Annotated in this window: 25 protein-coding genes; 12 read left to right on the forward strand and 13 right to left on the reverse strand. The window is 38.4% G+C overall.

Annotated elements, in window-relative coordinates:
• Position 1 precedes the first annotated feature (1 nt).
• Complete coding sequence (locus tag PARC_RS04210; protein WP_010553195.1) at positions 2-1054, reverse strand: efflux RND transporter periplasmic adaptor subunit; 1053 nt, start codon at positions 1052-1054, stop codon at positions 2-4.
• 246 nt (positions 1055-1300) lie between these two features.
• Here PARC_RS04210 and PARC_RS04215 point away from each other — a divergent pair, with 246 nt between their 5' ends.
• From PARC_RS04215 to PARC_RS04240, 6 genes are all read left to right on the forward strand, one after another.
• Positions 1301-2005, forward strand: a complete 705-nt coding sequence (locus PARC_RS04215; RefSeq protein WP_010553196.1) for a DUF2982 domain-containing protein — start codon at positions 1301-1303, stop codon at positions 2003-2005.
• 21 nt (positions 2006-2026) lie between these two features.
• Positions 2027-2359, forward strand: a complete 333-nt coding sequence (locus tag PARC_RS04220; RefSeq protein WP_010553197.1) for a hypothetical protein — start codon at positions 2027-2029, stop codon at positions 2357-2359.
• A gap of 69 nt (positions 2360-2428) precedes the next feature.
• Entirely contained in the window at positions 2429-4084 is a 1656-nt protein-coding gene (locus PARC_RS04225; protein ID WP_010553198.1) for an Lcl C-terminal domain-containing protein, read from the forward strand.
• Between the two features lie 9 nt (positions 4085-4093).
• Positions 4094-4612 carry an Lcl C-terminal domain-containing protein gene (locus tag PARC_RS04230; RefSeq protein WP_010553199.1) on the forward strand — a complete coding sequence of 173 codons (519 nt, stop codon included), beginning with the start codon at positions 4094-4096 and terminating at the stop codon, positions 4610-4612.
• Between the two features lie 165 nt (positions 4613-4777).
• The gene (locus tag PARC_RS04235) at positions 4778-5695 is read left to right on the forward strand and encodes an ExeA family protein (protein WP_010553200.1); all 918 of its coding nucleotides are present in this window, start codon (positions 4778-4780) and stop codon (positions 5693-5695) included.
• Positions 5696-5706: 11 nt separating this feature from the next.
• Positions 5707-6744, forward strand: a complete 1038-nt coding sequence (locus tag PARC_RS04240) for a general secretion pathway protein GspB (RefSeq protein ID WP_007581677.1) — start codon at positions 5707-5709, stop codon at positions 6742-6744.
• Positions 6745-6797: 53 nt separating this feature from the next.
• Here PARC_RS04240 and PARC_RS04245 read toward each other — a convergent pair whose 3' ends face one another.
• Entirely contained in the window at positions 6798-7991 is a 1194-nt protein-coding gene (locus tag PARC_RS04245) for a cyclic di-GMP phosphodiesterase (protein ID WP_007581678.1), read from the reverse strand.
• Positions 7992-8108: 117 nt separating this feature from the next.
• Positions 8109-11912: a bifunctional proline dehydrogenase/L-glutamate gamma-semialdehyde dehydrogenase PutA gene (gene putA / locus PARC_RS04250; protein ID WP_010553201.1), complete on the reverse strand. Its 3804-nt coding sequence runs from the start codon at positions 11910-11912 to the stop codon at positions 8109-8111.
• Between the two features lie 169 nt (positions 11913-12081).
• On the opposite strand from putA, the gene PARC_RS04255 reads away from it, so the two are divergent.
• Positions 12082-12564: a winged helix-turn-helix transcriptional regulator gene (locus PARC_RS04255; protein ID WP_024596882.1), complete on the forward strand. Its 483-nt coding sequence runs from the start codon at positions 12082-12084 to the stop codon at positions 12562-12564.
• A 78-nt stretch (positions 12565-12642) separates the two neighbouring features.
• Here the strand turns inward: PARC_RS04255 and PARC_RS04260 are convergent, their stop codons facing one another.
• The 7 genes from PARC_RS04260 to PARC_RS04290 form a co-directional block, all read right to left on the reverse strand.
• The gene (locus PARC_RS04260; RefSeq protein ID WP_010553203.1) at positions 12643-13632 is read right to left on the reverse strand and encodes a sensor domain-containing diguanylate cyclase; all 990 of its coding nucleotides are present in this window, start codon (positions 13630-13632) and stop codon (positions 12643-12645) included.
• A gap of 184 nt (positions 13633-13816) precedes the next feature.
• On the reverse strand, positions 13817-14197 hold the full coding sequence (locus PARC_RS04265) for a DP-EP family protein (protein WP_010553204.1): 381 nt from the start codon (positions 14195-14197) through the stop codon (positions 13817-13819).
• 20 nt (positions 14198-14217) lie between these two features.
• Positions 14218-17472 (reverse strand): nSTAND1 domain-containing NTPase, encoded by a 3255-nt coding sequence (locus PARC_RS04270; RefSeq protein WP_010553205.1) that lies wholly within the window; start codon positions 17470-17472, stop codon positions 14218-14220.
• Positions 17473-17642: 170 nt separating this feature from the next.
• Positions 17643-18479: a mechanosensitive ion channel family protein gene (locus tag PARC_RS04275; RefSeq protein ID WP_002958733.1), complete on the reverse strand. Its 837-nt coding sequence runs from the start codon at positions 18477-18479 to the stop codon at positions 17643-17645.
• 38 nt (positions 18480-18517) lie between these two features.
• A complete protein-coding gene (locus PARC_RS04280; RefSeq protein WP_010553206.1) occupies positions 18518-19261 on the reverse strand; it encodes an LrgB family protein in 744 nt (247 codons plus the stop codon).
• Positions 19254-19607, reverse strand: a complete 354-nt coding sequence (locus PARC_RS04285; RefSeq protein WP_010553207.1) for a CidA/LrgA family protein — start codon at positions 19605-19607, stop codon at positions 19254-19256. Before PARC_RS04285 ends, PARC_RS04280 begins: the two co-directional genes overlap by 8 nt.
• A gap of 71 nt (positions 19608-19678) precedes the next feature.
• The gene (locus PARC_RS04290; RefSeq protein WP_010553208.1) at positions 19679-20470 is read right to left on the reverse strand and encodes a crotonase/enoyl-CoA hydratase family protein; all 792 of its coding nucleotides are present in this window, start codon (positions 20468-20470) and stop codon (positions 19679-19681) included.
• A 367-nt stretch (positions 20471-20837) separates the two neighbouring features.
• Between PARC_RS04290 and PARC_RS04295 the strand changes: the two genes are divergently transcribed.
• From PARC_RS04295 to PARC_RS04305, 3 genes are read left to right on the forward strand one after another with little or no spacing between them, the layout of a single operon-like run.
• Positions 20838-21158 (forward strand): HI1450 family dsDNA-mimic protein, encoded by a 321-nt coding sequence (locus tag PARC_RS04295; protein WP_007581697.1) that lies wholly within the window; start codon positions 20838-20840, stop codon positions 21156-21158.
• Between the two features lie 42 nt (positions 21159-21200).
• Positions 21201-22013, forward strand: a complete 813-nt coding sequence (locus tag PARC_RS04300; RefSeq protein ID WP_010553209.1) for a DUF481 domain-containing protein — start codon at positions 21201-21203, stop codon at positions 22011-22013.
• A 25-nt stretch (positions 22014-22038) separates the two neighbouring features.
• Entirely contained in the window at positions 22039-22521 is a 483-nt protein-coding gene (locus tag PARC_RS04305) for a hypothetical protein (protein WP_008168001.1), read from the forward strand.
• Between the two features lie 41 nt (positions 22522-22562).
• Here the strand turns inward: PARC_RS04305 and PARC_RS04310 are convergent, their stop codons facing one another.
• Both PARC_RS04310 and ygfZ read right to left on the reverse strand, forming a co-directional pair.
• Entirely contained in the window at positions 22563-23048 is a 486-nt protein-coding gene (locus tag PARC_RS04310; RefSeq protein WP_007581704.1) for an FKBP-type peptidyl-prolyl cis-trans isomerase, read from the reverse strand.
• A gap of 12 nt (positions 23049-23060) precedes the next feature.
• The gene (ygfZ, locus tag PARC_RS04315) at positions 23061-23972 is read right to left on the reverse strand and encodes a CAF17-like 4Fe-4S cluster assembly/insertion protein YgfZ (protein WP_010553210.1); all 912 of its coding nucleotides are present in this window, start codon (positions 23970-23972) and stop codon (positions 23061-23063) included.
• A gap of 164 nt (positions 23973-24136) precedes the next feature.
• Between ygfZ and PARC_RS04320 the strand changes: the two genes are divergently transcribed.
• Together PARC_RS04320 and PARC_RS21710 are read left to right on the forward strand one after the other, a co-directional pair.
• Complete coding sequence (locus PARC_RS04320) at positions 24137-24388, forward strand: FAD assembly factor SdhE (protein WP_007581709.1); 252 nt, start codon at positions 24137-24139, stop codon at positions 24386-24388.
• Positions 24389-24443: 55 nt separating this feature from the next.
• The gene (locus PARC_RS21710; protein ID WP_007581712.1) at positions 24444-24800 is read left to right on the forward strand and encodes a hypothetical protein; all 357 of its coding nucleotides are present in this window, start codon (positions 24444-24446) and stop codon (positions 24798-24800) included.
• On the opposite strand, the gene nadB is transcribed toward PARC_RS21710, so the two are convergent.
• Positions 24775-26385, reverse strand: coding sequence for an L-aspartate oxidase (gene nadB / locus PARC_RS04330; RefSeq protein ID WP_007581714.1), 1611 nt, complete (start codon positions 26383-26385; stop codon positions 24775-24777). The two genes, PARC_RS21710 and nadB, sit on opposite strands and share 26 nt — an antisense overlap.
• Positions 26386-26567: the final 182 nt, after the last annotated feature.

Consider the following 26567-nt stretch of genomic DNA (forward strand, 5'->3'; position numbering starts at 1 on the left):
ATTACCCCTTTACGCTTACTTTACTTCCAGAGCGAATTTTTATTAGCCCCTCAGTAACAATTTGCTCGCCATCAGTTAGGCCTTCGTCGATAGCAACCCAGCCATTATTTCTGCTAGCAACATGCACTTCAATTTTATTAGCTATCCCATCTTGAATTTGAAAAACAAAGTGTTTGTCTTGCAAAGGTATAACCGCTTTTTCTGGCACCATTAAAGCTTGGTTGCTGCTTAGCTCAAGTGCTGTATTTAGTAACATACCAGGGCGAAGTAATCCTGATTTATTGGCAAAGCTTGCTGTTACTTCAACACTGCGAGTAACCGAATCAATACGCGAGCTAATATGCGTTACCTTGCCGTTAAATGTTTGTCCTGGGTAGGCATCGTTTTGCGTAAGCACTTTCATACCCATATTTAATTGTGCTAAATATTTTTCAGGTACTTTAAAGTCAACTTTAATAATACTAATATCATCAAGTGTTGTGATTATTGTTGTATTACTTACGTAGGCACCTATTGATATTTCACGCTTACCTAACAGGCCTGAAAACGGCGCACTAATAGTCATTTCGTTTAATTTAGTTTTAGCGCTTTCTAGTTGGGCCTCTGTTGCATCAACACGAGATAACTGCTCCTCAAGTAACGACTTTGCCGTTGATTGCGAGCGTGAAAGTTCGGTTAGGCGATCTAACTGGCGCTGTTCTTCACGTAAGTTAATACCAAGCTCTTTAACGGCAAGCTGTTCTTGTTGGCTCTGTAACTGTACTAACTTTTGTCCTTTACTGACTAAGTCGCCGTCTTTAAAATATATACCTGTGACATAATCGTTTTGCGCACTTTTTATATAGATTGCTTGGTTTGCACGTGCGCTACCAATGGCTTCTATCATCACTGCGTTTTCCTGAGAGGTAACAGTATGAGCTGTTACTTGAGTAGACATTTGTGATGAATCGGCTTGTTCGCCGTGGCTAGCGGGTAAATATAAATAAACGCTAAATATTAGTAGTAATGTAATAATAAATGGAAAAAGAGCTTTACCTGATTGTCTTGAGTACATCGTTTTCATACCTGAAAATTAATTATATCCATTGTACGAAATAAGACCGAGAAAAGGCGGTTATGTGTCTCATAAATTTGTGCGTTAAGCGTAAAAGTAAATAAGATTTATTCATTGTTCCTATTTTGTTGAGGATAAAGCGGTAATGTATGAAATTTAAAACGACCTGTAACTTATGTATAACAACAAGAAAGATCATAATTTGGACCATTATTATGTTTGTTTTTTATATGGTGTTTTACCAATATGGATAAATCTAACAATGTCATTAAGTTTCGGGCACAAGGTGCGCGAAACGCAATTGAGGTGCTTGTTGCAGGTGCCATTGGCTTAGTTTTTATTATGTTGTTTAATTTACTAAGGCCGGGTGAGATTAGCATACTTGAAATATTTTTAGTGAGTTTGTGTATTGTCGCTATTTTTATTGGATATTTAAAAACTCAAGAGCCGTATTATAGCCTTTTGATAAGTGAGTCGGAGCTTGTTTATTGCCATAAATATGGGGCTTGGAACATGTCTCGTAATAACTTTCATCACAGTGGTATACCCAAAGTAGAAGATGGTTTTGATTACTTAGAGCTCAATGCAGTGGGTGTTAAAGTAAACGACATAGATGAGTTTTTAACAAATATCGCACCAAGAATTGCAGGAAAGCTTTTAATAGAACAGCGTAATTTGTTTATGCAAGTTGTTCAAAAACATTGCAAAAATGGCAATTGCCCATCAGAATGGTTAATAGAAGATACGCAATACACATCCCATAAAGGGGTAAGCTATACTGGTCTTATAGCTATGTTTGCTAACAGAACTAAGCACCTTCAACTGCTAACAGGTTACGATTTATTATTACCTGCCAGTGTATTAGATAGAGATATTTGGGCATTTAGTGCTAACTTAAATAAGTGGAAGCGCGAGCCCCGTCAGTTTATAGCGTCGCAAATTAACAATTAAGCTGCGACTGTAGGAAAGAAAATGAGCCAAGACAGAGCTTTTTTAAAAAGTGGTCGAAATACCATAATACATAAAGATAAAAAACTTGATTTAGTGATTGTAAACTCTGAAATTCATCCCAAAATTAAAGTAACGCAACATGGCTTGGAGCCATTTAAAGAAGAGTTACCCAAAAACCGTCGAGACGCAAAAGAGCGTTATTTAGAGATGGTTTATGTAAGTAGCGCTGATATATTTGGCGAAGAAAAACAATTATTGTTTATTCAAGCGTTAGATGGTCGAGAGTATAAAATTGATTACAGTAAAATAGGCACAAAGCTATTTGTACGTATTCATCAAGATACTTATATGTAGTACTTTAATGGCATCTTTATTGCTAGTAATTACACTATAGTAATTATTTGACATAATAAGGTGCTGCGTATGAAAGCGTTTGCTTTAATCCCTCTCATTTCTTGTGGTTTGTTAAGTGCGTGTGGAGGCGGTGGTGGTGATAGCGATAATACAGTTGTAGAAACCTCTGTTAATGCTGGAATCGATTTACAAATTATCGAAAAAACTGAATTTACCATCACAGCACAAGGCTCTCCCGCTGATGGTACGTTTTCATGGCAACAAGTTAGCGGCCCAAGCTTAGAAGGTTTTCCGCTTGATGGTGCTGAGCAAACACTTACCGCACCTGACGTAAAAACTGATAGTGAAATAATCTTAAGAGTAAGCTATCAAAGCACCGGTAGTAGCGCTGTTAGTGACGATATTTCTATTTCAGTGAGCTCTAATAACCAACTTCCTCTTGCTGTTGTTACACAAACATCTCCTGAAACACTTCCTTCTGTTTACAAAGATACTGTGAATTTGAGCGCCCTTGAGTCGATCGATCCTGATGATAATGGCCAAATTGATAGTTATTTGTGGCAATTGCTATCAGGTCCTGACTTAGATATTACGAGCTTTAATGAGTCAACTCTTAGCTTTTCTCATCCATTACTTGAAAGTAACGTAAATTTATCTTGGCAGCTAACAGTCACTGATGATGAAGGCGGTGAGGCGAGTACTCAATATTCGATGACGCTTAACAAAACAAATGAGTTGGTGGATGCAAATGCAGGTGCTGATCAAAATATTGAGGAGTTTGAACAAGTAACACTTGATGCAACGAATAGCGAAACTGTTACCGATACCTATCAGTGTAAATGGCAACAACTTACCGGTAATACCGAAACATTGAGTAATAGCAACCAATGTACAACGACATTTTTTGCCTCTGATGTAGATACCGAGACCACATTGAGCTTTGAAGTAACGGTAACCGACTCAAAAGGACGTACCGATACAGATTCTTTATTTGTTGATGTATCACCAAAAGCGCTTGGGCTTATAAACGATAGTGGTGTTGGTGAGTGTTACAACAATACACAACGCATTAACTGTGAAAGCGATGATTTTCCAGAGCAAGATGCAGAGCTCGGACGCGATAGCTATGCAAATCGTTTAGATAAGGTTGGCAAAGGTAATTTAGCGTTTGATTATACTAAACTTAATCAGTTTGCTGATGAAGTTGGTGATGATAGTAGTGACTTTACCTGTATACGCGATAATGTTACAGGGCTTGTATGGGAAGTAAAAACTGAATCCTCTGGAGTATTGCCAAATACAAGTTTGCGTGAAGGGCAAAATCATTACTTTTGGGATTTGGGCGATACTACTTTTACCGATACCAGTACAGCCAATTCAACTTGTCCGGATGATACCAGTTGCGGCGTGCAAAGCTATATAAACGAAGTGAATAGCTTAGATTTCTGTGGTGGTACAAACTGGCGCTTACCAACTTATAACGAGCTTTTAGGTTTAATTGATTACGGGAAACAAGGGCAAAGAGTGCTAATAGACGAATCGTTATTTCCTTATATTCCTCAATCAGGTGATATAGAAAATGTGGATTTACCGTATTGGACCTCGCAAACTGCAGCCGATGGTACAAGTTTATCGCAAGCGTATATTATAGATATGAGTAATGGTAACGATCTTGCTTATCCAAAAGAAAATACTGCGTATGTTCGTTTAGTTAGAAGCCGTTAGGAGAAAATAATGAAATTAAAATTACTCTATGCACTAGCAACTATAAGCTTGAGCTTTAATATTGCAGCGGCGCAAACGTGCTACGACGGTGCAGATACCACAACGCCGACAGATAGATTTACCATAAATACAGATGGCACAGTGTCTGATACCGAAACAGGCCTTATGTGGCAACGCTGTAGTTATGGGCAAACTTATAATACAGAGACAAAACTTTGCGAAGGCTCTACACCTTCTCTTACTTGGCAAGAAGCACTACGCGGTGCTAAAAATGATACAACCGCAGATTACGATGATTGGCAAATGCCTAACATTAAGGAGTTGGCGAGTATTTTAGAGCACAGTTGCACCGAGCCGAGCATTAATGAAGAGGTGTTTTTTGGTACAAAACTTCAAAACTATTGGTCAAATACATCGGGTGTGAGCACGATGAGCTCTGCATGGGTTTATCAATTTGATAGTGGGCTGAATAGCTTGCACGCCAAAACTAGTAATGTGTATTTACGGTTAGTTCGCTACGAAGAATAAAGTACTTACTAAGATTAGACAGATGAAAGTGCAGCCTTAAAACCGCTGCATTTTTTTGTTTTACATAAATTTACGTTATTTCAATAATAAAGCGCTTACAACGTTGTCACTTAGTGCGTTTTTTTGCCATTATAGGCCGTGATTTAATTACGAAGGAACATCACGGTGTATTTAAGCTATTTTGGCCTGAATGAAAAACCTTTTTCAATTTCGCCCAACCCTCATTACTTATTTTTAAGTGAACGACATAAAGAAGCCTTAGCACACCTTACCTATGGATTAGGTGAAGACGGTGGTTTTGTATTATTAACAGGCGAAGTGGGTACTGGTAAAACTACAATTACCCGCAGTATGTTAGAGCAGTTACCTGAAAACACGCAAGTAGCGATGATCCATAACCCAGCACTATCAGAGCTGGAGTTATTGGCTAGTATTTGTGATGAGCTCAACATTAGTTACGATGCTAATAATGCGACGCTTAAAAGTCTTACCGATATTATAAAAAAGCACTTAGAGACCAATAATAAATCGGGTGGGCACACCATACTTATAATTGATGAAGCGCAGTTACTTGCCCCTAATGTGCTTGAACAATTACGCTTGCTGACAAATATAGAAACCGATCATAAAAAATTATTACAAATAGTATTGGTTGGTCAACCTGAGCTACAAGAGCTTTTAAAGCGCAATGAATTAAGGCAACTCGCCCAGAGAATAACAGCTCGTTACCATTTATTACCACTTACGCAAGGCCAAACAGTTGCTTACATAAAGCATCGGTTACATGTTGCAGGATGTGATAAAGGAATTTTTTCGATGGATGCCATGCAAGCTGTTCATCAATTAACCGGTGGTGTGCCACGATTAATGAACTTGGTATGTGAGCGAGCTTTGGTAGGCACTTTTGCAAAGCAGCAGTTGATAGTTGATAGCGATATAATAAAAAAGTCAGCACATGAGTCATTACCCATGGATTTTGTAGCGCCAGTTAATGAGGCCAAAAAAGCAACGTCATTTGTACCATATAGCCTTGCATTCGTTGCTTTATTTGCCGTAGGCATTGGGCTTTCATTTATTTTATAGTTAGGTAAGTTATGTCTTATTTATTAGATGCGCTAAAGCAGTCGCAGCAATCAGATATGAGTGCTGAGCAATACGACTTACAATCAGAGCAGTTAAAGCAACAGCAAGCACTAAAGCGTTATAGACGATTAGCGTTAGTATTTGGTACAAGCTTAGCTGCTTTTATTGCTGTAGCTGGTGGGTTTACTACGGGTAAGTGGTTTCAAGGTACTACTTTATTAAACACATCGGAACCCGCTGTAATTAAGGTGGTTGAAAGCGAAAAATCGTCACCTAAAGAACAAGTTAAAGAAGTAGATGCCGCAGTTGAAAAGCAGCAAATAGCTAAGTTAGAACCCGCTAAAATAGCTCCAAATAATACTGCAACGATTGAAGGGCAACTTGTACATGTGCAAACACCTAATGGTGTACAGCAAATGTTATTAACGCCTAATGGGCAATATATTCCTATGCCATCGAGTCCGGTCACGAGCGCAACGGGTTATAATCAGCAGAACGTGCAACAAGTAATGCCAGTTCAAAATTATAATCAGCCAGTATTTAATCCACAAAATAATTACAATCCAAATAATACACAGAACGCTTCGGTATTTGGGCAAAGTCAAAATACAGCATCAGCTCAACTAGATATGAGTAAATATAAAGTACTAGGTAAGCCAATTAATGGTAACAACCAATCTCAACAGATGAGCGATCCTGAGCTTGATGAGGTGCCTACAACACTTAAAAATGCGTTTGCGCAAGCTATACAAGATGTCGAAAAAAATCAGGATTATGAAGTTACCCATGCATCAAAAACGTCATCACGTGTTGAGCCTGTAGAATTACTACCAGATGGTTTGCAATCAATGTTGCCTAGTATTAAATATCAAGCGCATATTTATTCATCGAGTGCTGACAAACGTTGGATCAAGCTAAATGGCCGAGAGTTACATGAAGGAGAGAGCATAGGTGCTTTAACTGTAAGAGAGATTACACCTGAGCAAAGTGTACTTGATTTTGATGGTTATGAGTTTAGCTTAAAGGCTTTGCAAGACTGGCCGCAGTAAACGTTTAGCTATTATGTTGAGAGCTCGGTAGAATGTTGAGCTCTCAATATTGCTTAGGGTAATATTGAGTTTTTATAAAAGCGTTCTAAATCAATATTATATTCTTTAGGTTTCACCGCTGATTCAAGGGTATCTAAGGTTTTTTTATTAGATAAATCGATATCTTTTATCTCTGTATAGCGACTATGTTTGGCGCTGTAAAATGTTTTAACGATAGGCTTTAGTGGTGTACTGGGATTACTCTCGGTCACTAAACCAACTTTTTGACTCGATAATCTAACGAGCGTTCCTACCGGATGAATACCAATACATTGAATAAACTTATTAAGCAGCACGGGATCGAAGCTATCTGGGCATCCGTCTTTTAGTATTTTAAAGGCTTTTATTGGCTCCATGCCTGCTTTGTAAACACGTTCTGCGGTAAGTGCATCATACACATCTACAATTGATGCCATACGTACGTACTGACTTATTTCGTCGCCCTTTTTACCAAACGGGTAGCCTTTACCATCAAGCCTTTCATGATGCATACCTGCAATATCAACCGCGATACCCGTTAAGCCAGACTCTTCTAATATTTCTTTACTGAAAAGCGAGTGCATTTTCATTATTTTAAATTCATCATCGGTAAAGCGGCCCGGCTTATTGAGTATTTCATCAGGGATTTTTATCTTACCAATGTCGTGTAAAAGTGCGCCGGTAGTCAGTTCAACAATAATGTTTTTTTCTATACCTAAATGTTTAGCGAAAATCCCCATTAATATCGATACATTAATAGAGTGCTCAAGTAGGTAAGCATCTTTTTGGCGCATTTGGGTAAGGCAGGCTAGGGCATCTTGGTTTCTAAAAACAGAGTCCATAAAGCCACTTGCCAGCTCTTTGAACGGTGCAATATCTATATCGCGGCCTGCTTTAATATCTTTAAATGCTTTTATTTGCAGTGTTTTAGCTTCGTCATACAGTTTTTTTGCCTTTCCCATTTCTTGTTCGGCACTGTGTGTTTTTTGCCAAGGGTCACGCTTTATTTTTGTTGCAGGTACAGCAATAGGAGCTTTTTCAGGGACTGATTCAATGAGGGTTTTATCAGGGTCGATTTCTACTTCTAAAATACCTGCTTTTATTAGGTTATTAATACCAGCCTGAGTTTTAACCCAGCCTTGATTTTTAATTTTAATACTGCCAGTTTGTCTAGTAACGCTTTGCACAAACATACCAGGCAGTAACTGACCTACAGGGATTATTTTCAAATTTATTACTTCTATTGTTAATCTTTCATTAAGCTAACAAATATATACGTTACTACCTAATAAAAAAGGCACTTTTCAGTGCCTTTTTTATTTTTTAGTTAAAAAGCATTAGCTTAATTATTCATCATCTTCAACAAGCGTCATTAGTGATGTGTTACCACCTGATGCTGTTGTATCAATACTGATTGTTTTTTCAGTAATAAGACGTTTGATTAATGTATCGTAATACTCAGAGCTAATTACTGGTAAAATAGCACCTTTACGCTGTGCAAGCTGTTGACTAAAGTAGCCCAAGCGAGACGAGCGAGCAGCAACTACCGCACCGGCTAAATGAGGGTGCGCCAAAATAGCTTGTAACTGGTTAGGTTTAGCTACTTGGAAAACACCTTCTGCAACACCTGTAGAGATAAATTTATCTTTAAAGGCAACGGCTTCATCATAAAACAGCTCAGACGCTACAGTAATTACCGTATTACCTGCGGCAATAGCAGTGATGATAGACAATGCCCAGAAGTTAAATGATGTGCTCTTATCTGCATAACACACTACACAACCACGTGCTTCTAGATGAAGTGTATTAGACTCACCCGTTGGCCCAGGCAGGGTAGTAAACTTACGCATGTGCTTTTCAAGGCGGTTAAGCTGTGCACGTGCTTCTGATAATGTTAATGCTAAGTCGTCTGCTAAATCGTCGATAATTTCTACCGTCGCGATTTTAGCAAGCAACTGACGTACAGCCGAAACACGGTCGTTTAGTGGTGTTGCACGCCAGATTTTCTCATCGCGCATTGAGTTAGCCATTAGCTTTTTAACTTGCTCATTCGCACCGCTGTAGTGGTGTAAATCAAGTTCGTCAGGCGTTAGGTTAGTCATTTGTACGTTATCTGGTGATGCTTTTTCTTTTACTAAACGTTGTAGGTAGTTAGGGCCACCGGCTTTAGGGCCAGTACCTGATAAACCACGGCCACCAAACGGTTGCACACCAACAATGGCACCAATCATGTTTCGGTTAATGTAAACATTACCCGCACGTGACATTTTAGCAAGGTACTCACAGCGCTCTTCAATACGTGAGTGAACACCCATTGTCAGACCATAGCCCGTGTTATTTATTTGATCCATCACATCATCAAGTTCATTCGATTTAAAGCGAACAATATGAACACATGGGCCAAATACTTCACGTTTAAGTACTGATAAGTCTTTAATTTCGTATAAACGAGGAGCAAAAAAGTATGCGCCATTTTGAGTATTATCAGGAATTTTACATTCGTAATGAAGTATAGAATTACCTTTTAAGTACTCAACGTGTTCATTTAAGTTTTTAAGTGCTTTTTCATCAATTACCGGACCAACATCAGTTGATAGTAACGATGGGTCGCCAATGTGTAACTCAGCTAGAGCGCCTTTAAGCATTTCGATAATGCCATCTGCTACGTCATCTTGAATGAATAAAACACGAAGAGCAGAACAACGTTGGCCAGCACTTTGAAAACCAGAACTGATCACATCGTCAACTACTTGCTCAGGAAGCGCCGTTGAGTCAACAATCATACAGTTTTGGCCACCTGTTTCTGCAATTAACGGTACTTGAATATCGTTACGTGCAGCAAGTGTTTGAGAAATTAATGTGCCTGTTTCAGTAGAACCTGTAAACATAACCGCTTGAATGCGCTCATCTGGAACAATTGTTTTACCTACTTCTGAGCCGCGAGCGATAACAGGTTGAACAACGTGCTCAGGTAAACCAACAGATAGCATTAGTTCAATGGCACGAAGGGCGATTAAACTTGTTTGCTCAGCAGGCTTAGCAATTACAGTGTTACCTGTAACAATCGCAGCAGCAACTTGACCTAAAAATATTGCAAGCGGGAAGTTCCACGGGCTAATACATAAAATAACGCCACGGGCTTCAAAACGCTCATCTTTAGATAACTCTTCAGCGCGCGCTGCGTAGTAACGACAAAAATCAACCGCTTCACGTACTTCATCAATACCATCTTGCGCTACTTTACCCGCTTCTTTAATACAGATAGCGACTAGTTCATCATGATGACGCTCTAAAATGTCAGCAACGCGACGCAGTAAATTAGCACGCTCTTTTACTGGTGTTTGTGACCATGATTCAAGTGCCGCTTCAGCGTTAGCCAGTAATACTTTCATCTCTTCGCCAGTTTGTAACTTAACGTGGCCGATGATTTCTTTGTGATTTGCTGGGTTTTTAACAGCCAATGAGCCTTCTGGTACTTGGCTTTGCTCAATTAAGTGCTCATTAAACCATGTTTCAAGATTCTCTTTGAAAGGGGTAATAACGTTAATATCGGTTAAATCCATGCCTTTAGAGTTAGCACGTTCTTCACCGTATAAATCAATTGGCATTTTGATTTGCGTATTGTACTTGTTACGCAGGCCTTGCAGTGTTTCTACAGGGTCTGGTAGTAATGATTCAACAGGTTTTGTTGTATCTACAATCGCGTTTACAAATGATGAGTTAGCACCATTTTCTAACAAACGACGAACAAGGTAAGCAAGTAGGTCTTCGTGTTGACCAACCGGTGCATATACACGACATTGAATTTTTTCTTCGTTAACGATTTGGTCGAATAATGATTCACCCATACCGTGCAAACGTTGAAATTCAAAACCTGTGTTATCGCCTTTCGCTACTTCTAAAATAGTCGCGGCAGTGTAAGCGTTATGTGTAGCAAATTGTGGATAAAGTACGTCGCGCGCTTCAAGCATTTTAATTGCACATGCTTTGTAAGAAACATCGGTTGTTGCTTTACGAGTAAATACAGGGAAATGCTCTAAACCATCTTGTTGTGTGGTTTTGATTTCAGTATCCCAGTACGCGCCCTTAACTAAACGTACCATCATCTTACGACCAACACGTGTTGCAAGGTCTGTTAGCCATTCAATTACAAAAATAGCGCGTTTTTGGTACGCTTGAACCGCTAAGCCAAATCCTTGCCAATCACCAAGATCTTCATCACTAAATACCGCTTCAATGACATCTAATGAAATATCTAAACGGTCAGCTTCTTCAGCATCAACGGTAAAGCCGATATCGTATTTCTTAGCAGCAAGCGCAAGTTCTTTTAACTTAGGGACTATTTCTTCCATCACACGGTCTTTATGAGTGAACTCATAACGTGGATGAATAGCAGAAAGCTTAACTGAAATACCAGGGCTCTTAATTGGACCACGACCATTTGCCGCTTTACCAATCGAGTGTATAGCATTCATGTAGCTGTCAAAGTAACGCTTCGCATCTTTCATTGTGCGCGCGCCTTCGCCTAGCATATCGTAAGAATATACATAACCTTTTTGCTCTGTATCGGCAGCACGTTCAATTGCTTCGTCAATGGTACGACCCATAACGAATTGCTTACCCATAATTTTCATAGCAAAATTTACAGACTTACGAATAACTGGCTCACCTAAACGACCAATGGTCTTTTTAAGCATGCCGAACTGTTGTTCTTTCGTTTTGTCTGTGTAGTTAACCATTTTACCGGTAACTAATAATCCCCAAGAAGACGCGTTTACGAATAAAGAATCGCTGCTGCCTAAATGAGAGCTCCAATCACCTTTCGCTAACTTGTCACGAATAAGTACATCTTGAGTCGCTTTATCTGGTACGCGAAGCAGTGCTTCGGCCAAACACATTAATACAACGCCTTCTTCACTAGAGAGTGAAAATTCATTTAAAAGCGCATCAACACCGCCTTGCCCATCTTGCTCTTTACGAATGTTTAAAACAATCTGGCGGGCTCTTTCCCAGGCACGACTTCGTGCTTTTACGCCTACTTCTGCAAGCGGTAAAATATGATCAATAACCGCATTTTCATCTATGCGGTAGAAGTCACGGATTCTTTGTCTAATAGGACAAATCGTTGTTAAATCGCCGTTGAATAACATAAGCAACCCTCAGGAGTGTTAAGAATTAAAGTAAAATTAATTACCAATAAATTACCAGTGATATTGTGAGTGCATTCTAATTAAATTTCAGCAGAATATGCTGGTTAAATTTCGCGTTTTACGATAATTTACAGGGCATAAATTTAACTTATCCGCATAAAATTCTGTTATGACAATTCCAAATAGATTACGCATGCTAGATCGTATTGATTTAGCCATACTAGACGTTCTACAAAAGAACGGCAGAATTTCAAATGTTAACCTCGCAAAACAGGTTAATTTGAGTGCAAGCCCGTGCCTAGATCGTGTAAAACGATTAGAGCAAGAAGGCTATATCGAAGGCTACTACGCCAAGCTTAGCGAAGCTAAACTTAATCAGAGCTTAGTAGCGCATGTTCAAGTATCGCTTGTTGCTTCAAATACAGCTGTATTTAAAGTATTTAGAGAGCACATATTAAGGATAGAACAAGTAGTCGAATGTGACATGGTTGCTGGTGGTTATGATTACTTATTAAAAATTCGCGTTTCTAATATGGAAGAATATAGACAAGTTCTTGGCGACTTAGTAGATATTCCCGGCGTGGGCACTCATCATACTTATATGGTGATCGAAAAGATTAAAAAGGACGAAGGATTGCTAATCGATATTTAAGCTTTTCTCAAGTAATAAAAAACCGCAATTGCGGTTTTTTATTTTAGTAGATAAATGCTATACCAAATAGTTAGTACATCATCTTATACATAATTTATTACGCCCTTCCGACTTCGCCCTGTATAAGGCAGTATCCGCCGCGCATATTAATGCCTCAGATGTTCTGTATTGATTATTGTATTCACACGCTAAACCCTGACTTACACTTATTTTTACATTCGCTGGTAAACCGAGATCTCTAAAATTAATGTTGAGTATTTTTTCCTGAATACGCTTAGCAATCATTTGTGCATTTGAAATGTGCGAACGAGGCAGCACAACAGCAAACTCCTCACCACCATAGCGTGCTACTAAACTGTCTTTAGATGGTAAGCACTCTTCAATTGTACGAGCGACTTTTTGAAGGCACTTATCACCTTTTACATGGCCAAAGTTATCGTTAAATAATTTAAAGTAATCAATATCGATAAGTATAAAGCTAAGAGGCTGCTTGTTAACTATGCACTCTTGCCAATTTTTAATGATGGTTTTTTCTAAAGTACAACGATTAGCAATACCAGTGAGGTGATCAAGTTTGGCTACGTTTTCCAGTACTTTATACTTTTTAACGTGCTTTGAAATATCATGCATTATACAAATAAAAAGTGGGGTACTTGCGACTACCGATTCGGGTAAACATGATATAGATAACTCAACATCTAAACAGTTACCATTGTTTTTTCTTATTCTAACTTCTTTTGGACCATGATTGAGTGGTGTTTGATAGTTGTTTTTCCAACTTTCAAACATGTATTTATAGTCATCGCGATACTGTTCTTGTAAACAATCTTGCCATTTTTTACCTATTAATGAATCAGACGTTACATTGAAAAAACGCGCTGCAACGGGATTTACTGATTCAAACACCCCATCTGCATTAACAATAAAAATAGCATCGGCCATGACATTAGTGACATTAATAATTGCGCTTATTTTTTCATTGTTAACGGTATTAGAGATGCTGCTGATTAATGCAGATACAGCGCTGTCGGTGTTGTTTTCTCTGCTATTTTCATTATTGTTAGACATGGTGTTGCTCATTTTTATTGTTAATGAAACTTTATGTCTAGCAGTTTATTCAATTTATAGTTTTTAAACCTTTCGGTAACCTTCTGATTTAAGTTGTTGTTATTTATGTTTATTTAAGGGGCGTTTTTAAATAAATTGCACCGCAATTAATATGCCTGTGCAATTTAAAAATAAGCATTACTAATTAGAGTTCTTTTTCATTCTTAACTTGAGGATCTGCGCTTTCATATTTATTGCCATTACACTCAACGTTAAAGATTAAGCATACAGAGCCATTATTTTCATCTGTGTCGGTAATGATAATTGTGTGGCCGTTGTCACTTACTTTATAGCTGAAGTCTTGGGCGCATGGTTTTTGTGTGTCGATATCGGTGATAGTAGCGCCAGTAAATACGAAACCATTTTGAATTGTGGCATCGTCTAAATTGTAGTTGCCAGCGGTTTCAGTTCTTACAACAAAACCGCCAGTAGCGGATTCGCCATTTTTTGTATAGCTAAAAATAGCTTCACCGTTGTTAAGTTTAATATTTACTTGAAAGTCGACATTTTCTAGGGTGTTATTCATATCATTTCCTTTATGAGTAATTATAGTTGGAAGTTCGTAATGCCTAATTTAACTAGGCTTGTTTTTATTTCTGATATCTCGTCTTCTCTGTTTAAACAGTTATAAGCTTGTACTAGTGGGTATGTTATTTTTACGCTCTGACTTATTTTTGCAGCTTCAGAAATAGCTTTGATAGCACTTAAGCAAAATTGCTCTCGCTGTTTATTAGTTGTAGCTAAGTTTGCTTTGATTAAGTTTATTCTTGTATATACTAAGTAATCACCAGTTTTAGTTAGGTTGGCTAATTGATGTTTGTAGTTTTCATTATTCTCAAGCTCAGTTAATAACTCCTGCGCTTTGAGTGGTGATTGTCTATTTATAAAATATTGAATCAGTGTAATTTGTGTATTAATAGTGCTGGTATTTTTAAAATTTTGAGATTTTAAAAAATTAATTATTTTTTCAATTGTTGAGTCAGTAGCTTCATCAGTAGATAGCATTAGTGAATGTGCTAAAGAGCGATAATACATAAGCTGAAATTTATTGTTTTTTGGATCTTGTACTAAAGCTTCATTGATAACTTGATTCGCCAAGCTGGCTTTTTTATGGGCCATCCGTTTATCACTCAAATAGCTCAGTAAATAACTTTGTTGCATATATAGGTTTGCTGACGTGTAAAAAAGGCTTGCATCACTAGGGTAGTTAGCAATCAATTTTGTGATTACGCCAACTGCACCTTCCAATATATTAACTGCTTCATTAAAGTTACTTAGCTTCTCTTCTGTTTTTGCAAGCCAACTAATCGTATCGGATTTATCTCGAAGTAAATCTTTGTTATTGGGTTTCAGTTTAAGCGCTTTATTTTTAAGTAAAAGTGACTCTGCAAAGTTCTTTTTTGCAGCGCTGTAGTTGGATTTTTCTATGTATAAAGAACCTAAAGAATTAGATGAATACGATAATTCCATAATGGAGTTAAAATCATTGGCTGCCAGCGCATACATTTTTTTACTGTAAGCGTGGTATTTTTTAAACATTTGCTCAGTAGCTTGATGATCATTTTGATCATAAGTTAATTGACCAAGCCAAAAGGCATTGGCGCCTGCAAGCGTTAGTAGCTCTAAGTTGTTAGGCTGTATTTTTAATAATGCCTCAAGGCGGGTGCGGGCGTTTTCAAAGGCGGTAAAGGCTTCATCGGTTTTACCTCGGGAATAAGCTACTTCACCCATTGCCTCAAGAGTTTGTGCGTACTGAAAACGCTTGTTAAATTGTGCTTTATTATCGCTAAAGCTAAAAAGTGAACTTGAATCGTCAGTTTGATCAGTAAAATACTCAAGTGCTTTATTACTAATACCATCAAGTAAGTCCATACGTTCAACGCTACGTAATTTATCGGCAAAGTCGCCGACCATAAACCCCAGTAAGCTTTCGGCCTCCAGCTGCTTTTTTTGCGCATGTTGTTGGGCTTTAAAACTAGTGAAGCTCATTAATAACGCGGTAAATGTAAGTAAGCCCAATAAGGCAACTGTCACTCGTTTTGCTCTTATTTTTGTTTTTGTTTTTTTTACAGAGCTTTTGATAAGAGCATGCTCGTTATCATCTAATTTAAACAGTTTGTCGTTAAGTAATAGCTGCGCTTCTTGTAGCGGTTTACCTGGCGCTAGGAGGTAAGCACTACTTTTATCTTCATCTACCCAATTTTGAGCTTGATGTTGTAAACGACTTTTTATTGCTAAGGCATCTTTATGGTCATTAATCCATTGTTTTGCGCGCGGCCATTGACGCAATAATGCCTCGTGAGCAAGGCTAAAACAGGCTTCTTGGTTTTGTAAATGCGATACAAATAAACGGCTATCGACCATGGCTTGCACAAGCTCTTTTTGGCTTGTGTTGGTTAATGTTTGCCAGCGGGCAGCGCGGCTCGTAATGGTTTTACCATCTGGGTTTAAAGTGATCAGTTGTGATAACACGCTTTTTAGTTGTTGCTGTTGCTCATTACTAAGGTCAATAAATATATCTTCTGCTTTTTTGCCTATGGCGCCCTCAATACCCCCGAGTTTTGTGTAAACACTGTGCAGTAGCTCGTTACTATCACTGCGCTGCAAGTACAGCTCTTGCAATGTGTATTGCAGCATGGGTAATGCATCGGGGTTATTAGCTGTATCGGCGCACAATATTTCATCCAGTGGTGTTTGGGTTTGTGGGTCATTGGAGAACGTTAAATTAGCGGTTAACGCTGGCAGGCGAATAATCTGTTGAAGCTCTTGGCGGTTTGGCGGTGTTAAATCGTAGTGCGCGCCATGAGCTTTGCCTGCCATTAAACTTGGTTGTTCAACCACTAAAGGGTAAAAGTCGTTACGACACGCACTAAATACAATCACAGCTTTAGAGATTGCTAAGCGCTCAATAACCGATAAGAAATGGCTGCGTGTTTCGCTACTAAATATAGGAGAAGAAAGCAGTACTTCTAAGCGGTCAATAAATAAAAATAACTGGGGTGTTTTAAGTTGTGTAGAGGCTTTACTAAGTGCAGCTTGTATGGCGTTAATTACGCCATCTATTGCCAATTCTAGTTGCTCTGCAAGTGTTTGCGCGCTTAATCCTTCAAACACAGGCTGGGCGTTTATATCCCAATCAAGTAATGCAGAAGCTAAATCTAGAAAAAGTCTATTTTTATGCACATCTGCAAAGTCGATCTGGGTGTAGGAAATAACCCCGATGCCATTATAGCCTCGCTCATCTAGCAGTTTTGGTAAAATTCCAGCATTAACAAGCGAGGATTTACCTGTACCACTAGGGCCAAGTATTAAGCAAAAAGCACGACCGTAATTTACCTGGCTAGATATCCTTTCCAGCAGGGTAGCTATAGATTGGGTACGGCCAAAAAAAACGTGGGTATCATTTGGGTTATATGCACGCAGGCCTAAGAAAGGGGATCCTCCCTGCCATGTACTTTTAGTGCTTGGTATAGGATCTGCTAACGGAAAAGATAATTTTGCAATAATGCGGTAGCCACGTTTACGGATAGTTTCAATATAATGTGGTTCATTGGCTTTATCACCGAGCGCTTTTCTTAGCTGAGTGATAGTTTTATGTAATGGATTATCGCCAATATCAGTATTTTTCCAGCATTTATTGAGCAATTCATCGCTGCTTACAATGTCGCCATTTTGTTGACACAAATGCAATAAAACTTCCATCGCTTTGGGCTCTAACTGTTTGGCTTTACCAGTTAGTTGAATTGAGTTAGTTGAAGGTGTTACTTGCCAATCGCCTAGGTAGAAGGGGTTGCGCATCATCATTACTCATTATTGTTTTTTTATTATTAAAATTAAGTGCGTATTGATATTTATTAACACTATTTATATGGCAAATAAATCTATAACACAACTATTTGAGTTTATTCTGAGCAGAGGGGGGGGTAGTAAAGGATGAGCTTGCAGATATGCAAGCTCAAAATAAAAATAAATTAGCTTTCTAGGTCGGCTTTGTTAATTGTAATGACGCGTTGAGGGAATGGAATTTCAATATCAGCGTTATTAATTGCTTTATAAACACCACCGTTAATAGCCAGTTTGGTTTCGATAATTTTAGTAGTAGGCACCCAATATCGGTAGCTTATTGTAACACCGCTATCGGCGAAGCGTTCAATACCCACTTGTGATAACGGATTTTGTGCGACTAATTCATGTGCTTTAAGTACGTCTTCAATGAGGCTAATCGCGTTATCAGAGCAAGCACTATAGGCTATGTCTATTTCACCTTTGACCAATGAGTAACTAAATGAGTTATGAAGTATTTCACCCACTATGTGCTTATTTGGAATGGTGATTTCTACTTTTTCTTCATTGATTAAAATAGTGTAGCCAAGCTCAATTGTTTTAACTTGGCCGCTTACATTTTTAACTTCAATAGTATCACCAACAACAAAAGGTCGAGTGGCTATAATGGCAAGGCCTGCACCATAATTAGAAAGCATTCCTTGCAGCGCTAAACCTGCACCTAAAGACGCAGCACCAATGGCTGCGACAAATGGCGTAACGCTGATACCTATTTTGCCAAGTGCAATAATTATAACCATTACAATGAGCAGTACTTTTACCACGCTACTGACAAAGTTTGTGAGCGTAATATCAACGTTATGGCGGGTCATTAACGCGGCTACAAATTTGGCAAGCTTTTGTGCTATCCACAAACCAATGAGGACGATAAAAATAGCGCCAACAATTTGCATACTGTAGGTAACCATATACTCAGTAAGCATGGTGTAATATTTTTCAAACTGTTCGATTTCAGAACTGATCATAAAGCGCTCTATGTTAGGGCTATGTTGTATTTTTCCAACTATAGCAAAATGTTGACTAAAAATGGATATAACAGCGGCACTATAATCGCTGTTAATAAAGCACTTAGCGCCATTGCAACTGAGGAGTAAGCACCTACTTTTGGATGCTCAGCAATAGCAGCAGCAGTCCCAATTGCATGACAAGCTGTGCCCATGGCAACACCTTGAGATTCGTGATTAAAAATATTAATGAGTTTAAAAAGCATAAAGCCAAATAAAGCGCCTAGTAAACCAATAAAAATAACTAAAGCCGCAGCAAGAGAGCTAATCCCCCCTAATGAGTCAGTAACAATTAAAGATATTGGGGTTGTGACACTGAGTGCGGCAACAGATTCACTTAGCTGCACAGGCGCATTAAATAATATGCTTAGCAAAAATGCCACAACGGTTGCGTTAACAATACCTAAGCTACATGTTGCGACTATGAGTAATAGATTTTTTCGTACGTGTGTAAACTGCTGATATAAAGGAAGTGCTAAAGCCACAATCGCGGGCTCTAATAACCAGCTTAATAATTTGCTGTGCGAGGCAAATTGCGTATAAGGCAGATTTAGGTTAATTAGTAATAAAGCGATAATACTAATACTTAAAAATACGGGGTTAGTGAGCGATTTAAATACGCTGTTTTTTATACTTTGGTTTACGGCCCTTAGTGCTAAAAACAATACAATAATAAAAGGAATACTTAGCCACCATAAATTAGGCTGTAGCTCTGAAATAGCGGAAAAAGTAAAATCAGTCATTATTTTCTCTTCCCTTAAAGTACGCAATTACACTGCTAACAAGCAACAAGGTAGTTATAGGGACTAGCACCACAACTGAGGCTAAAAATGCCCAGTGCGACTTTATAAGGCCGAGATGTTCAATAAATCCCACACCCGCAGGAATGAAAAATATAGGCATAATATTTAAAATAGGGGAGGCGCATGGTTTTACATGTTGCTCTTTTACAATACCCGATAAGAGTAAAACTAATAAAATAACCATAGCGAGTAACGGTGCAGGAAAGCTTCCACCAATAAAGTGCATAATGAGTTTAGCGCAGGCTAAACATAGTAAAATAATAGCGCTACTGAGCAGATATTTCATCAAATTGGCTCACAGAAAAGATAAGAGCTTAACTTTAACAAATCAAACTCTTTTATGCATTGTGCAATAGCCTACCAGTGCTTTATATTTGCGTAGGTTATATCCGCTTTTCCTTTTGCTTTAGCAATTGCTTTTTTAGTGTTTGGGTTTAGCAGTAAGCGAATTTGGCTGAAAGTTTCTTTAGCGAGTATTTTTCGTTGGTTTGGTTTATAGCTAAGTTGTGTAACACGTTTAATAGCAGCAAGCGTATCGGGTGAGCGCTCAAGTAATGTACTGAGCATGTTTTGAGTGGCTTGTTGAGTATCATCGGTAAGCTGAGTAACTAAACCTAGCTCATTTGCTTGTTGTGCTGTGATTGGGTTTGCGTGGCTTGCAAGCCAAAGGGCTTGGTCACGCTTAACTAAACCGCTCATCATTACATTGGCGCCCATGTCGGGGCACAACCCCCAACGCGCTTCCATAATGGCAAGCTTGGCATCAACATGAACAATCCTGTAATCGGCACCCAGCGCTATTTGTAATCCACCCCCTAAGCAGTTGCCATCAATTTGTGCAATAACGGGCACGCTGAGTGATTGCCAGCCTAATACTACTTTTTGCGCTAAATTTTGATTGCCAGGTAACCATTTAAGCAATAATTTTATAATATTCAATGGTGCCGCCATTACGGCTGATATATCAAGCCCTGCACAAAAATGCTCGCCATCGCCTTTTATTACTACAGCACGAATACTGCGATCTCTTTTTATGTTTTTAATGGCTTTGTTTAGCTCTACAAACATTTCAAAGCTTAATGCGTTTTGTTTTTTTGCTCTGCTAAGCGTGACGGTTGCAATGCCATTTTGTTTTTCTAGTTTTATCATTACACACTCCTCTGACCTGTTAGTTGAGCTTATGTTGTTATAAGAATTAAGTAAAGTGACGGTATTTTTTAAATAAATGGAATTTATTGCTAAAGCTGTAGTCTTAAAGGGTTAGATTTAGATGAGAAAAAGCTAAACAATTAGAACTTGAGATAATAAAATTTTTTACGTTGTTATTTTAAGCTTAAATTAAAAAAGTAATCTTGGTATTCAATGGGTTAGTTAAATTGTTATTTATTGTTTGAGCTGTATGCTGAATAAAGCATGACTCAGTTACAAAAAAGTCAGTGTTTTACGCTTTTTTTTATCAAAATGATGATGAGATTTGATAATATAGCGCAACTTAAAAGCTTAAGGTTAAGCACATATGTCGGGTCCACGTTTATATACGGTAGAAGAAGCTACTCACCAAGCTTATGATATTTTTTTAGAGTTAGCGCCAAATAACTTGAGTGAAAAAGATGTTGAAGACTTTAATGAGTTTAGAGAAGACCTAGGCTTTATTGAAGAAGACGAGCCAGATGACCAGTGGCAAGACTTTGTAGCCCTTGAAATAGAGCCAGAGCACTTTATTCAGGTGTTGGTTGGTTTAGAATTTGAAAATGATGATGTTTTGTTTGCTAAAATTTTGATTAGTCGTGATAAAGATGCTCCGTTTTGTCATATTTTATGGAAAGAAACTGAATAAGCAATACTGCTTATTTTTATAATTGTGTGCAGAGAGAGTATTGTGCGTAAGTATTTATTTTTAATTTTTTTAATAATTAGCTGCCCAAGTTGGGCCGTTGATCCATTTGAAGATTTTCATGAATATGGCAAGCTCTCTGATGAAGAAATTCATGAGTTACACAAAGGTGACATGTTCTATGGTGATACTGAATTTGGCTTTATTCTAAGTAAAGGTAACACCAATTCGACCAGTTTTAAGCTCAAAGGTAATTTATACCAAGACTTTGAAAAGTGGCGTAACCAATTTAAAATAGACTCTCTTTATAAGCGTGATGAGAACGATGAAAGCGGTGGCACTGATGTTACAGCTAATCGTGTTTTTGTATCAGCGCAAGGTAACTATAAAGTAGGTGTTAAAAACTCCTCATTTTTTATTTACGGTGATTACGAAGAAGATGAGTTTAGTGGACTTGATTTTAAAAGTACGGTGGCAACAGGCTATGGTGCGCGTGTATACCAAGGCTCTAAAAACAAAGTAGATATTGATATAGGACCTGGTTTATACCGTTCAGTAGCCGATGAAGATTCGGATGTGAGCGAAGATGAAATTAATAAAACTGGTTATTTAGTACGTGTTGCAATGCAGTGGGAACGTTTGGTTTCTAAGCGTACTCGTTTTAATCAAGATGTGAGTATAGAGCAGTCGCTCTCAGGTCTTAATTCTCGCTTAAAATCGGAAACCGCACTAATAAGCCAAGTGATTGGTGCGGTATCACTCAAATTTACCTACATGTATCGTTATAATTCAAAACCCGAAGATGATAAACTCAAGTTTGACTCAGAGCTGAGTGCTACATTGGTGTACAGCTTTTAAGTATTTATTTAATTTAGAGAATATTATGTATCAGCATAAACAGTATGCGGTGTTTATCTTTTTTGTATTAGCGTGGATAGGCGGTTTTGTAGCGCTTGCATGGAACTTGTTAGGCGCTGATGGACCTTTAATGATATTTGCTGGGATTTTAGTGCTGGTGGGCTTTTTGTTCCATGGTCTAACAGTAAAAGTAGATGATAAAAAAATTAGCTGGGCGTTTGGCCCAGGCGTTGCAGGGCAAAGCATTGAGCTTGGCGAAGTAGTAGAAGCTAAGGCTGTTCAAAACTCTTACAGACACGGTATTGGTATGCGAATTACTCACGATGGTTGGGTGTATACAGTATCTGGCTTTAGTGCAATACAGCTAACGCTTAAAGATGGCACTTTGTATCGAGTTGGCACAAACGATCAAAAAGGTTTACTAGCCGCTCTAAAAGAAAAGAATGTATCAATCGCGCTGCCTAGTAAGGCAAAAACTGAAACGGTTAAGCGCAACAATATGATATAAAAAAAGCGCCCTAGGCGCTTTTTTCTTGGTTTAACAGTGTATTAGTGGTCGTGACCACACCCACCTTCACCATGTACATGACCATGAGTGAGTTCTTCTTCGGTTGCATCACGTACTTCTAGTATCTCTACATCAAAGTTAAGTGTTATGCCTGCAAGTGGGTTATTACCATCTACAATAACTTCTTCATCTTGGATATCGATGATCATTACTGATTGGTCACCATCATCTGTTGATGCACGAAATTGCATGCCGACTTCAATTTCCATACCTTCAAACATCGACTTAGGTACAGCTTGCATTAGGTTATCGTGGCGTTCGCCATAACCTTCATCAGGTTCAACTTTTACGCTAAGTGTGTCGCCTGGTTGTTTGCCTTGCAAAGCATTTTCTAGGCCTGAAATTAAGTAGCCTGTGCCAATGATAAAGTGTAGTGGCTCACCACCGAACGAATTATCAATGCTATTGCCATCATTATCCATTACCGAATAATGCATTTTTACCACTTTGTTTGCCGCAACGATCATAGTCATTCCTATTTATTCATCTTCAAGAGAGTAGGGTAGAGGCAGAATGCTTAGCTCCACCTGAGGTGTGTGTTTTGCACGAAGTACCTGAGTTACATCAGTATCGTTTGGCAACACAACGAGGCCTGTTAATTTATTTGTTTGTTCATTAAAGCTTTGTGCAATAAGTTTACCCGCACGGCGCCAGTTTTCGCCTAATTGGGTTTCTAAATCGGGCTCTGAAAGTATCCCTTCGCTTTGACCTGAGACTATATACATTGCACGCTTATTTTTACCTAGGTACTTCATGCGAGCCACAGTTTCTTGACCGGTATAACACCCTTTTTTAAAGCTTATACCGTCAATAGCATGTAGGTTTACCATTTGAGGAACATACTCGCCAATTGCATCTGCACTTAACTGAGGTTCACCTGCAAGCATAGATGCTTGTTGCCAAGGAGCTTCGTTATCAAGTGTAGATACGTCATCAGGCATACTAAACTGGCTATCGACCATCAATAAAACACGGTTATCAGCTAATTTTAGTGCTTTACCGCTTTCAAAGTCACACGCGCTCGCATCACCTTCAAAGTTAATATCAAGTTGTGCGAGTACATCCGATAAATCATCACCAATGAGACCAATTAATCGCTTTGAACATGCACTAATGTCAACTTTTGCAAATACGGCATACTTTTTTAGCTCAGCTAACGATTTTTCTACTTCGTTTTCGCTGCCTGTAAGGTAGTAGCTGTCTTGATAAGAAAATAATTTAAATACGCCCCAAAGTTTACCTTTAGCGCTGCAATGGCCAGCCCACAAATAATTACTGCTGGTTAATTTATTTAGATCTTGAGTGATTTGCCCGTGTAAATAAGATAATTTATCAGCACCGCAGAGGCTAATAAGTTGATGAGATAACGGACATGCATAAACGCTCGACATAAAAACCTTCTTTGCAATATAAATGAAGTGACATAATAACGCAGTTGTTACGTATGGTACAGACAAGCGCTTATTGGTGCGGGTTTATTCTTTAATGAGAGATTAATAGCTGCTAAATAGGCTTGTGTTTGTTAAACTCGAGTCAATTAAGTATGAGGTTTAAAATGGTTGAAATTCATAGTAAAGCACGTATTCGTTGGGCTTGCCGTCGTGGCATGTTAGAGCTTGATGTTTTGTTTATGCCGTTTGTTGAAGAAGCATACGACTCTTTGAGCGCAGAGCAACAGGCTATTTTTCAGCGTTTGCTAACAGAAGAAGACCCTGACTTATTTGCATGGTTTATGGGTCATCAAGAATGTAAAGATGAGCAGTTAAACGGTATGGTTTCGCTGATCTTAGACCGAGTTCGTGTATAGGTTTACAGTTACTAATAATAACGCTGACCACAAACCTATTGTGGTCTTTTTTTGCATGCTCAGTTTAATATTATGTTTATTTTTAGATTCGCTACTAGCTATGCTTTTTTGTTTGATAATTAATATATTAGCTGGCTTTTTAGTGTGGCAAAAAGTGTTGGCAATTCATCCAAACCATGGCGTTATAATTCTAGAACCCAAGCTATTTAGGTTTGAGGGTGAAGGTTTAAAAATTCAGGGTGAAATTAGTAAAAAAAGCCGTTTTTATGGCAATAATATATGGCTACATATTAAAGGTTTTAGTAACAACCATTGGCTTATAATTTCAGCCAATGGTGTTAATGAACAAAGCTATGCGCGTCTAAAACGTGCTACTTTAAGCGCGATTAATTGCGTTTTGGAGTCAAAATAGTCGGTGTTGGATTTTCATTTTGTTCAGGGTAATCAATAGTATAATGCAGGCCTCTGCTTTCTTTTCGCTCCATTGCACTTCTAATAATGAGTTCTGACACTTGTACTAAGTTACGAAGCTCAAGCAAGTTATTACTTACTCTAAAGTTTGCATAATAATCGTGTATTTCTTGCTGCAGCAACTCAACCCTATGCAGTGCACGTTCTAAGCGTTTAGTAGAGCGTACAATACCTACATAATCCCACATAAATAAACGTAGTTCATGCCAGTTATGGGTAATAACAATTTCTTCATCAGAGTTACTAACACGGCTTTCATCCCAATGAGGTAGAGCCATTGGCTCTGGTGCATGTTCAATTTTACTTAAAATATCTTTAGCTGCAGCGTGGGCAAATACAATACATTCCAATAATGAATTACTTGCCATACGGTTTGCACCATGTAGGCCTGTGTAAGCGACTTCGCCAACAGCATACAAGTTATCAAGATCTGTTTTACCGTTAAAGTCGGTCATTACGCCACCACAAGTGTAATGCGCAGCAGGTACAACTGGGATTGCTTCTTTTGTTATATCAAGCCCTACACTTAGGCATTTTGCGTAAATAGTAGGAAAGTGCTCAATAATAAAGTCTTTATCTTTGTGGCTAATATCTAAATAAACACAATTAGCACCTAAACGCTTCATTTCAAAATCGATTGCGCGTGCCACTATATCGCGTGGAGCAAGTTCTTCACGACTGTCAAAATCTTTCATAAAACGAGTGCCATCAGGTCGTTTTAAATAAGCCCCTTCACCGCGCATAGCTTCTGTAATTAAAAAGTTTTGTAGCTCTGGATGATAAAGGCTCGTTGGATGAAATTGATTAAATTCCATATTGGCAACTTTACAGCCTGCGCGCCATGCCATTGCAATGCCATCACCACTTGATACATCTGGATTAGATGTATACAAATACACTTTGCTTGCGCCACCAGTGGCAAGAGCAACAAATTTAGCTGAAATGGTTTCTACCTTTTTAGCTTTTTTGTTCCACACATACATACCTTCAATGTGTGAGCCTGTTTTTCCGGCGCTTTTATCTGTAATTAAATCAATAGCATTGTATTGCTCTAAGAGCGTTATATTCTTATGAATTTTAACTTGGCTAATAAGCGTGGTTTGCACAGCTTTGCCAGTAGCATCGGCTGCATGCAAAATACGACGATGGCTGTGACCGCCTTCACGTGTTAAATGAAAACGCTCTTTTCCTTTGCTATCAAACTCCATATCAAAGGGAACACCTTGGTCGATTAACCACTGTAGGCAATCGTGAGCATTGCTGGCAGTATAATGAACAGCGTCTCTATCGCATAAACCGCCGCCCGCATCGAGTGTATCTTCAACATGAGATTCTATGCTGTCGTTTTGTTTATCAAATACAGCTGCTATACCACCTTGAGCATATAAAGTAGAACCTTCTGTAAGCGCTCCTTTACTGATCACGGTAACGTTACAATAATTAGCTAGAGATAATGCAAGTGATAAGCCTGCTGCGCCGCTACCTATAATAGCGACATCTGCAATGTGATGTTTATTTTGGTTCATGTCAGAGGTACTTTGCGGTTACAATGCTCATATAGAGCAATATTTGTTTTTAATATCTGTAGTTGTACCATATTTGTCATACTACTACGTAGTGATTTTAAAGGCTTAGCGCCGTTATTTATCATCTATTTTATAAAAAAATAATATTAAGCAGAACTTTTTATTCATAAAGAGGTCAGAGT

The sequence above is a fragment of the Pseudoalteromonas arctica A 37-1-2 genome, assembly GCF_000238395.3.
GTDB lineage: Bacteria > Pseudomonadota > Gammaproteobacteria > Enterobacterales > Alteromonadaceae > Pseudoalteromonas > Pseudoalteromonas arctica.

Excerpts from the sequence above, each read along its gene's own strand:
- PARC_RS04295 (WP_007581697.1), top strand. The coding sequence starts at position 20,838 with ATGTCGGGTCCACGTTTATATACGGTAGAAGAAGCTACTCACCAAGCT.
- putA (WP_010553201.1), bottom strand. The coding sequence starts at position 11,912 with ATGTTATTCAACGGCGATTTAACAACGATTTGTCCTATTAGACAAAGA.
- nadB (WP_007581714.1), bottom strand. The coding sequence starts at position 26,385 with ATGAACCAAAATAAACATCACATTGCAGATGTCGCTATTATAGGTAGC.
- PARC_RS04225 (WP_010553198.1), top strand. The coding sequence starts at position 2,429 with ATGAAAGCGTTTGCTTTAATCCCTCTCATTTCTTGTGGTTTGTTAAGT.
- PARC_RS04260 (WP_010553203.1), bottom strand. The coding sequence starts at position 13,632 with ATGTCTAACAATAATGAAAATAGCAGAGAAAACAACACCGACAGCGCT.
- PARC_RS04280 (WP_010553206.1), bottom strand. The coding sequence starts at position 19,261 with ATGACTGATTTTACTTTTTCCGCTATTTCAGAGCTACAGCCTAATTTA.
- PARC_RS21710 (WP_007581712.1), top strand. The coding sequence starts at position 24,444 with ATGCTCAGTTTAATATTATGTTTATTTTTAGATTCGCTACTAGCTATG.
- PARC_RS04230 (WP_010553199.1), top strand. The coding sequence starts at position 4,094 with ATGAAATTAAAATTACTCTATGCACTAGCAACTATAAGCTTGAGCTTT.
- PARC_RS04265 (WP_010553204.1), bottom strand. The coding sequence starts at position 14,197 with ATGAATAACACCCTAGAAAATGTCGACTTTCAAGTAAATATTAAACTT.
- PARC_RS04290 (WP_010553208.1), bottom strand. The coding sequence starts at position 20,470 with ATGATAAAACTAGAAAAACAAAATGGCATTGCAACCGTCACGCTTAGC.
- PARC_RS04220 (WP_010553197.1), top strand. The coding sequence starts at position 2,027 with ATGAGCCAAGACAGAGCTTTTTTAAAAAGTGGTCGAAATACCATAATA.
- PARC_RS04275 (WP_002958733.1), bottom strand. The coding sequence starts at position 18,479 with ATGATCAGTTCTGAAATCGAACAGTTTGAAAAATATTACACCATGCTT.
- PARC_RS04240 (WP_007581677.1), top strand. The coding sequence starts at position 5,707 with ATGTCTTATTTATTAGATGCGCTAAAGCAGTCGCAGCAATCAGATATG.
- PARC_RS04215 (WP_010553196.1), top strand. The coding sequence starts at position 1,301 with ATGGATAAATCTAACAATGTCATTAAGTTTCGGGCACAAGGTGCGCGA.
- PARC_RS04310 (WP_007581704.1), bottom strand. The coding sequence starts at position 23,048 with ATGATCGTTGCGGCAAACAAAGTGGTAAAAATGCATTATTCGGTAATG.
- PARC_RS04255 (WP_024596882.1), top strand. The coding sequence starts at position 12,082 with ATGACAATTCCAAATAGATTACGCATGCTAGATCGTATTGATTTAGCC.
- PARC_RS04320 (WP_007581709.1), top strand. The coding sequence starts at position 24,137 with ATGGTTGAAATTCATAGTAAAGCACGTATTCGTTGGGCTTGCCGTCGT.
- PARC_RS04285 (WP_010553207.1), bottom strand. The coding sequence starts at position 19,607 with ATGAAATATCTGCTCAGTAGCGCTATTATTTTACTATGTTTAGCCTGC.
- PARC_RS04305 (WP_008168001.1), top strand. The coding sequence starts at position 22,039 with ATGTATCAGCATAAACAGTATGCGGTGTTTATCTTTTTTGTATTAGCG.
- PARC_RS04270 (WP_010553205.1), bottom strand. The coding sequence starts at position 17,472 with ATGATGCGCAACCCCTTCTACCTAGGCGATTGGCAAGTAACACCTTCA.
- ygfZ (WP_010553210.1), bottom strand. The coding sequence starts at position 23,972 with ATGTCGAGCGTTTATGCATGTCCGTTATCTCATCAACTTATTAGCCTC.
- PARC_RS04210 (WP_010553195.1), bottom strand. The coding sequence starts at position 1,054 with ATGTACTCAAGACAATCAGGTAAAGCTCTTTTTCCATTTATTATTACA.